At 41.8% G+C, this 7,060-nt stretch carries 6 protein-coding genes and 3 pseudogenes; 4 read left to right on the top strand and 5 right to left on the bottom strand.

Annotation, left to right across the window (positions count from 1 at the left end):
• The 4 genes and pseudogenes from IM500_RS15830 to IM500_RS15815 all read right to left on the bottom strand — a co-directional run.
• A pseudogene (locus IM500_RS15830) lies at window positions 1-127 on the bottom strand (ISL3 family transposase); the annotation flags it as partial.
• Between the two features lie 133 nt (window positions 128-260).
• Window positions 261-641 carry a type II toxin-antitoxin system VapC family toxin gene (locus IM500_RS15825; protein WP_002762876.1) on the bottom strand — a complete coding sequence of 127 codons (381 nt, stop codon included), beginning with the start codon at window positions 639-641 and terminating at the stop codon, window positions 261-263.
• Window positions 641-883, bottom strand: a complete 243-nt coding sequence (locus IM500_RS15820) for a hypothetical protein (RefSeq protein ID WP_002762874.1) — start codon at window positions 881-883, stop codon at window positions 641-643. Before IM500_RS15820 ends, IM500_RS15825 begins: the two co-directional genes overlap by 1 nt.
• A gap of 82 nt (window positions 884-965) precedes the next feature.
• Window positions 966-1,286 carry a type II toxin-antitoxin system RelE/ParE family toxin gene (locus tag IM500_RS15815; protein ID WP_190718218.1) on the bottom strand — a complete coding sequence of 107 codons (321 nt, stop codon included), beginning with the start codon at window positions 1,284-1,286 and terminating at the stop codon, window positions 966-968.
• 74 nt (window positions 1,287-1,360) lie between these two features.
• Between IM500_RS15815 and IM500_RS15810 the strand changes: the two are divergent.
• Window positions 1,361-2,349 (top strand): annotated as a pseudogene (locus IM500_RS15810) (IS30 family transposase).
• Between the two features lie 98 nt (window positions 2,350-2,447).
• The gene (locus tag IM500_RS15805) at window positions 2,448-3,392 is read left to right on the top strand and encodes an NAD(P)-dependent alcohol dehydrogenase (protein ID WP_287738924.1); all 945 of its coding nucleotides are present in this window, start codon (window positions 2,448-2,450) and stop codon (window positions 3,390-3,392) included.
• A gap of 10 nt (window positions 3,393-3,402) precedes the next feature.
• Here the strand turns inward: IM500_RS15805 and IM500_RS15800 are convergent, their stop codons facing one another.
• Window positions 3,403-4,638, bottom strand: coding sequence for a bifunctional sterol desaturase/short chain dehydrogenase (locus tag IM500_RS15800; protein WP_190718895.1), 1,236 nt, complete (start codon window positions 4,636-4,638; stop codon window positions 3,403-3,405).
• A 211-nt stretch (window positions 4,639-4,849) separates the two neighbouring features.
• On the opposite strand from IM500_RS15800, the gene IM500_RS15795 reads away from it, so the two are divergent.
• Both IM500_RS15795 and IM500_RS15790 read left to right on the top strand, forming a co-directional pair.
• Complete coding sequence (locus IM500_RS15795) at window positions 4,850-6,277, top strand: glycosyltransferase family 2 protein (protein ID WP_190718898.1); 1,428 nt, start codon at window positions 4,850-4,852, stop codon at window positions 6,275-6,277.
• A gap of 218 nt (window positions 6,278-6,495) precedes the next feature.
• Window positions 6,496-6,891: pseudogene (locus tag IM500_RS15790) on the top strand (DUF4351 domain-containing protein); the annotation flags it as partial.
• Window positions 6,892-7,060: the final 169 nt, after the last annotated feature.

Genomic DNA, 7,060 nt, shown 5'->3' with positions numbered 1-7,060 from the left:
GGCAATTCGGACATTCAATTGTTTCATTTAAAAGAGCGAGCTTTAGGAAAATTGTCTGAGCAATTTTTTGATAATTGACCACTGTTACATTTGGTAAATCGAGGAGTTGATCAAAATTTATCCACATAACCCACCTCCTGTCCTGTATTATTATTATACCATCCTCACACAGAACCTAGAAGAGCCAAGAGCGCACTTCCCATATTTCCCAAAACGCCATTACTCCGTTCTATATCCTAAAAAGCGATCGCTCTCCAGCATCAAAATGATCTGGTCATGGTGAGTATTTCATAAATTCCCATTTGTTTCATCACAATCATTGAGACACAATCAGTCAGGCTATAGCCTTTGTCTAGACGGTTGGCATAAAGTTCTACACCTGATTGAATTAAATAAGAATCAAGGCTAATAATTTGCAGATTTGGAGAGGTTTGGATTTGGCGATAGAAATTGACGACACCTTGTTTCATGGGTTGATCAAATTTAGCAAAAAAGTTAAGATATTCCACCAAGACTAAATCGGTTGTAATTAAAGAATAATCTTGAATTAACCTACTAAAAGCTCGCACTTGTCTATGCCATTGATCTTTAGCATGAATCAAGGCAACCCAATAAAATGTGTCGGCGAAGAGGGTCGGCATTATTTTTGAGGAGAATTGCCATAAAGATAGTAATCCAAGTTGGCCGCCGCATCGGTGGGGATCTGGTCAAAGGATTCTTCGGGAATGGTGGCAATTATTTCATCGGCGATTTCCCAAATTGGTTTGTTATTTTGCGGTGAAGGGGCGGGAGTTTTATGGGAGAGTATCAATTCTAAGCAGGATTGGATTAGAGATTCGGGAGCTTGTTCGATTTCCTGGAGGAGTTGTTCTTTGGCTGTCATGGCTGCTTTGGGATGGGAGGATACTCGACATTGTAGCGATCTCTATTATAAACAGTTGAAAAAAAGTAATTGCCTTGATTTTTTAGGGTTTTTCAAAGAAAAAAGCTTCTAAATCTCGCTCTCCTTTGATAACAGGCATGATTTCTAGCCCTTGCTCAGTTAAGCGATAGAAAATAATGTAGTTTTTCATCGGTAAGCCACGCAAATAGGGACGAATCTCTCGATAACTGCGCCCCATTAGCGGAAATTGGCTAAGATAACGACATTTTTTGCCAAACTCCTCCAAAAATTTCTCACCCGCACTAATGTTAGTATTAGCCAAATAATCAAGAATTTGTTCCATATCTCGAATGGCTTCAGTAGAAATGATGTATTGATTCGCCAATTCAAAAATGAAACGCATCAACCTCAAGAGTTGACAAAGAAAGGCTCATCAGGTACTGTCTGATCATTAACAAACACAAATCAGACCCAAAAATGAGCCGAAAACATCTTAACATAGAACAAAGAAACTTGCTCTACCAACTTAGTCAAGAGGGAAATTTATCTCAACGGCAAATGGCCGTCCGGCTCGGATGTCATCAAAGCACGACCAGAGCGAGAATTAAGAAGGAATCAAAGTTCTCTCGGCTGCTATCTACCTGACACAGCACAAGCTGAAAGCGAGACGCGCCGAAAAAATGCCAAACAACCCTTTAAAAATGTCAGTGAGTCGGCCTTAGAGTTGGTAAAAGAAGGATTGAAAAATTATCATAGTCCCGAACAAATAGCAGGTCGTCTGAAAAAAGCTGGTCAAGAATCGCTCAGTCATGAAACCATCTATCAAATGATCTATCAAAACTACCCTTGACTGTGGAAAGTATCAAGAATGCCTACGTCAAGGACGAGGAAAAAGAAAGAGTCGAAATGGAGCAAAAAGTAAGCGTGGAGGGATTCCAGGGCGTGTAGATATCAGCGAGCGACCAGCAATTGCTGACCAGAAAACCGAAATCGGTCATTGGGAAAGTGACACAATGATTGGAGGCAATCATCTAGGAGTTCTCGTTACTCATGTGGACAAAGCCTCGAAATTTTTAGGAGCAGGATTAGCCAAAAACAAAACCGCATCGGAAATCAATAGAGTCACAGAAAAACTTTTTCAAGAGATTCACCCTGACAAAAGAAAAACCTTTACTTGTGACAACGGCAAAGAATTTTGTGGACATCAAGAGTTGAGTCAGAAACTAGGAGCAGATTTTTATTTTGCTACTCCTTATCATTCGTGGGAGAGGGGATTAAACGAGCAGACCAAGGGACTGTTAAGACAATTTTTCCCCAAGGGAACGAATTTTAAAATTGTTAAGCCAGAGGAGGTGGAAAGAGCCGTAAACTTGATTAACAATCGTCCTCGAAAATGTCTTGACTATCAGACCCCCAATGAGGTATTCTATAAAGGTAGATCAGATAGTGATGCAATTCAGACTTGAATCGGCCATTATAATCTTTTAGCGGGACGAGTTTGGATTTTTGTTCTCTTGGTCATTACTTTTGCTCCTTTGCTATTTTATCAACTTTTTTCTTAATTATGAAAGCTATTATCATTAATCGCTATGGCGATAGTAATGTTCTCCAATACACAGACATAGAAAAGCCAATTCCCCAAGGGAAAGAAGTCTTAATTAAGATTATGGCAGCGGGAATTAATCCGATTGATTGGAAGATTCGTCGGGGAATGCTCAAAATAGCCACAGGTAATAAATTTCCCCTGCAATTAGGTTTTGATTATGGGGGAATTATCGTTGAAAAAGGTAGTCAGGTGGAACAATTCCAGATCGGAGATGAGGTTTTTGGTTTTCTCAATCAATTACCCGGTAGAACCTATGCTGAATATGCAATTATTCCCGCTTCCCTATTAGTTAAAAAACCGCATAATCAGAGTTTTATTGAAGCTGCCGCCACTCCTTTAGCCGCTTCTACCGCTTTGCAAGTCTTGCGGGATTTTGGCGGTATTCAAGCAGGAAATCGGATTTTAGTTAATGGTGCATCGGGAGGAGTGGGTAGCTTTGCCGTGCAGATAGGGAAAATTTTCTCCGCAGAAGTAGATGGAGTTTGTAGTAGTAAAAATATCGATTATGTCACCTCTTTAGGAGCAGATAAAGTTATCGATTATACCCAAGAAGATTGGAGAAAAACCGAGCAGAAATATGATATAATCTTCGATGCTGTGGCTAAGTCTTCTTTTTGGCACTGTCGTCAGCTTTTAAAACCCCAAGGCACCTATATAACCACCCTCCCAAATCCCGGAATTATCCTCTTAAATTATCTCGGTGCTTGGTTGCCCCAAAAAGGGAAACTGATATTTTCTGCTCAAGCACAAGCGTCCGACTGGCAATTTCTCAAAGAAGCGATCGAATCGGGTAAATTAACTGTTAGAATCGATCGCACCTATACTTTTTCCCAGGTGGCAGCAGCTCATAATTATAGTGAATCGGAAAGAGTGCGCGGAAAAATAGTCTTGATCCCGGATTAAGGATAAATAGTTAGGGATTTTCCCGGTTTTTTGGGGAACGAGTAAATAGTTTTAAGTAGGTAGAAACAGAGAATTCCTTAATTGGAAAGGTGATAAAAGTCAAGGGATTAATAGTAATAATAATATTGCGGCTATCCCTTTGTACCGCCTTGATAATCTGTTTAGCCACCCAATCGGCGGACATAATACCCACAGGATTTAAATTACTCTTAAAAGGGCCAAGAATTAGCTTTCTCACCACACAGGGGGCATCTAAACGACGCAGGGTAATCATATCACCGATCGCTCGTTTACTGAGTTCGTAGAGGGGACTAAAGGCAGGATTAACCTCCGCTTCCGAGGTATTCACCCAGACTTCCTTGCGCGCAATTTGCTCGTTAGTGCGGACAGTTTTGAAGAATAATTCCATTAAACGCCAGACGGAAAAAGTATTCACTTCGTAGGCTAATTCGATCGCTTCTGGGGTTCTTTGGCCGTGGACATTAACGCCATGATTTAAAATCAGTATATCTACAGACTTAAATAGGTTCTCAAGTTGCGTTTCTTCACCGATTTGCCATTTTACGGTTTTTACGGGTACTGATTCGCCGTTAATTTCAAGAGCGATCGCATTCTCCCCGGAAGTGAGCGCGATCACCTTGGCTCCCTTCAGTTGTAGGTACTTTAACAGCGATCGCCCTAAGGTTCCATTCGCTCCAGTAATGGCGATCGTTTTACCCTTGAGAGAAAGTGCCGTCCCCATCAATTTATCCATAAAGGTGAAAGTGCCACAATAATAAGCCTTTTGGTTATCAAAATGGTGTCGCCAGTGGTAGGTACGATTAACGCGCCATTGAGCGGGGAAACTCTCAAATTGCCCCGGACGATGGGTTAAATCGGTTAATTCCTCCAGATTAGCGATACCTAAACCTCGACCGATCGCCGTGCTGAGAAAAGCCAAAGTATAAAGGGAGCCTAACCAACCCAACCAAGGGCGATCGAACCCCCAAGAGTAGGCCAGTAGTACGGGTAAAACACTGGCAGCCAACATAAACAAGGCCTCCGGTACATCATTGTACCAGTGCGCCCGACGATAAATTTCCTCGCTCATTACCGACAGATCGGGACGAAAAACCCGATGATGCCAGACGTGCAGACGATAAAGGGGCTGCCAATGGTGGGCTAGAGCATGATAGCAATCACGCACGATCTCCACCCAAATAATTGAGCCACAAATCAGTCCGACACAGAGGAGCAGGTTTGACATAGGGGATAAATGTTAAATTTTCTCAACGAATGTAAACAAAGCAATCTTAACCGAAAAAGCGCATTTATCGGGCAAAAAAAACCAATAGCCTGAAAACCTAGGGTTTCTTTCCCGAAAAAACTTAAGATTCTGTTAAAAATTTTAACAATTTTCGGTAAAATAAAGCAAGAAACAAGCGTCTACTGGAACAGTTACTTAACCTGAGTCGATTATGGCAGAAAATTATTGGTCGCGAGAGGATGATAACGAAGAATTAGACCCGATTGGTTCCCTCCTATCTGACTGGTCCGATCCCGAAGATGAGGAGGACGAATTTAGGAGCGAAATTTTTCAAGGCCGATCGGGACGCAGACAGAAAGCGGCTTTTAGCCTCATGGCGATCTGGACAATAATTATCGGACTTCATTGGCTGAGTTGGGGTTATTGGGCAATTATCGCCCTAACTATGGTACTATCGGGACAAGCTTTGCGGCTGCTGTTCACGAAACCAGAAACGCCCCCAATTCCTTTACTGGATCAGGATTTAACCTCTGTCCCTAGGGTGTCCCTCTTAGTAGCGGCCAAAAATGAAGAAACCGTAATCACGAAACTGGTTAATTATCTCTGTCATCTAGACTATCCCCAAGATAAGTTAGAAGTTTGGATCGTCGATGACTATAGTACCGATAACACGGGTGCGATTCTCGATCGCCTTGCTTTAGAATATCCCCAATTACAAATTCTCCATCGTCCTGCTAATGCCGGAGGTGGCAAATCCGGCGCCTTGAATCAGGTTTTATCCCTGACTAACGGGGAAATTATCGGTGTATTCGATGCGGATGCGGGATTATCCTCCGATTTACTGCGTCATGTGGTCCCGATGTTCGACGATCGAGAAGTGGGTGCGGTACAGGTGCGAAAAGCGATCGCCAATGCTGCCGAAAACTTCTGGACAAAAGGACAAGCGGTAGAAATGATCTTTGATAGCTGTTTCCAACAGCAACGGATCGCGGTGGGAGGGATCGGAGAATTGCGCGGAAATGGTCAATTTGTCCGTCGTAGTGCCTTAAATCGTTGCGGGGGTTGGAATGAACAGACGATCACCGACGATCTTGATTTAACTATTCGTCTCCATATCGATAATTGGAAAATTAATATCTTAAATTTTCCCGCAGTAGCGGAAGAAGGGGTGACAACTGCGATCGCTTTATGGCATCAGCGCAATCGCTGGGCCGAAGGTGGTTTTCAGCGTTATCTCGACTATTGGAAAGCAATTTTAAAGTCTCCCATGCCTTGGCCGAAAAAGTTTGATTTAATTGCTTTTTTGATCGTTCAATATATCTTACCTGCGGCCGCTATTCCCGATCTTTTAATCACTATTACCCAGCATCAAGCTCCGATTTTAACTCCTTTAACTGGTTTGGCTCTTTCCCTTTCTCTCTGGGGTATGGTGACAGGATTAATCCGAGTTAATACGGGTAAAAAATTCACTTTTGCTCTTGGTTTGGACATCCTTGCTCAAACCATTCGTGGCATGATTTATATGATGCACTGGTTTATTATTATTCCCAGTGTCAGCCTGCGGATGGCTTTGCGTCCTAAACGTTTAAAATGGGTGAAAACCGTTCATCTGGGTGAACATCTCAGCGCCGAAGTTTAATTTTCGAGGATAGACTCCAAAAACTTTGGCCTTATCAGGCTCGAAATCCCCTGTCAGTCAAGGTTACAGCCTTTGGAAACCCCTTTGGGAAAAATTTCCAATTTCCTTAATCATGCTTGCTGCCAATAATGTGTTAATTTAGATACAGAATTGAATTCCGTGACAGCACTGGGGTGGCGAAAAGCGCTCGCTCCAGTTTTTTTTGTGATCGGTTAGTGGAATGTCTGCGCTTGTTAATTACTTTAAGGTTAAATCCTGCAAAAATGCCATTAATTTCCGGATTTATTGATACATATCTCAATCTAAATCCAGTCGAAGAGAGACAATTTCAAGAAGAGATTAGCACATTTAGTCAACCCGTACAGGAGGGAGTTATGCAAATTACTACCAGTTGGATGCGTCAAGGTATTGAACAAGGTATTGAACAAGGTATCGAACGCGAAAAGACATTGATTCTTCGTCAACTTAAACGAAAGTTAGGGGAGATTAATCCTTCATTAGAAACTAAAATTATGGAGTTAAGTATTGATGATGTCGAAGCATTAGCAGAAGCTTTATTCGATTTCTCTACGGTTGAAGATTTAATCAATTGGTTAAATACTTTAACTGCCTAGTTTTGACGTTAGCGATCGCATATTCGCAACAAATGAGAAAACGGGTTTCTTTAGACCTCTTGCATAATTTTTTTATGGTATGATGGAGGGTTTTGCTTTTTTCTCAATTCTTAGATTGAAGTGGAAAAAAGAATAAAATGTGATCTTAGGTCAGGAAATCATCTATAAT

It is taken from the genome of Microcystis sp. M179S2 (genome assembly GCF_020245805.1).
In the GTDB taxonomy this organism is placed as follows: domain Bacteria; phylum Cyanobacteriota; class Cyanobacteriia; order Cyanobacteriales; family Microcystaceae; genus Microcystis; species Microcystis aeruginosa.
This window is presented reverse-complemented; position numbering and strand designations above follow the sequence as displayed.

Bases quoted from the DNA above. Each gene is read 5' to 3' on its own strand.
- IM500_RS15825 (WP_002762876.1), bottom strand. From the start codon at position 641: ATGCCGACCCTCTTCGCCGACACATTTTATTGGGTTGCCTTGATTCAT.
- IM500_RS15820 (WP_002762874.1), bottom strand. From the start codon at position 883: ATGACAGCCAAAGAACAACTCCTCCAGGAAATCGAACAAGCTCCCGAA.
- IM500_RS15815 (WP_190718218.1), bottom strand. From the start codon at position 1,286: ATGCGTTTCATTTTTGAATTGGCGAATCAATACATCATTTCTACTGAA.
- IM500_RS15805 (WP_287738924.1), top strand. From the start codon at position 2,448: ATGAAAGCTATTATCATTAATCGCTATGGCGATAGTAATGTTCTCCAA.
- IM500_RS15800 (WP_190718895.1), bottom strand. From the start codon at position 4,638: ATGTCAAACCTGCTCCTCTGTGTCGGACTGATTTGTGGCTCAATTATT.
- IM500_RS15795 (WP_190718898.1), top strand. From the start codon at position 4,850: ATGGCAGAAAATTATTGGTCGCGAGAGGATGATAACGAAGAATTAGAC.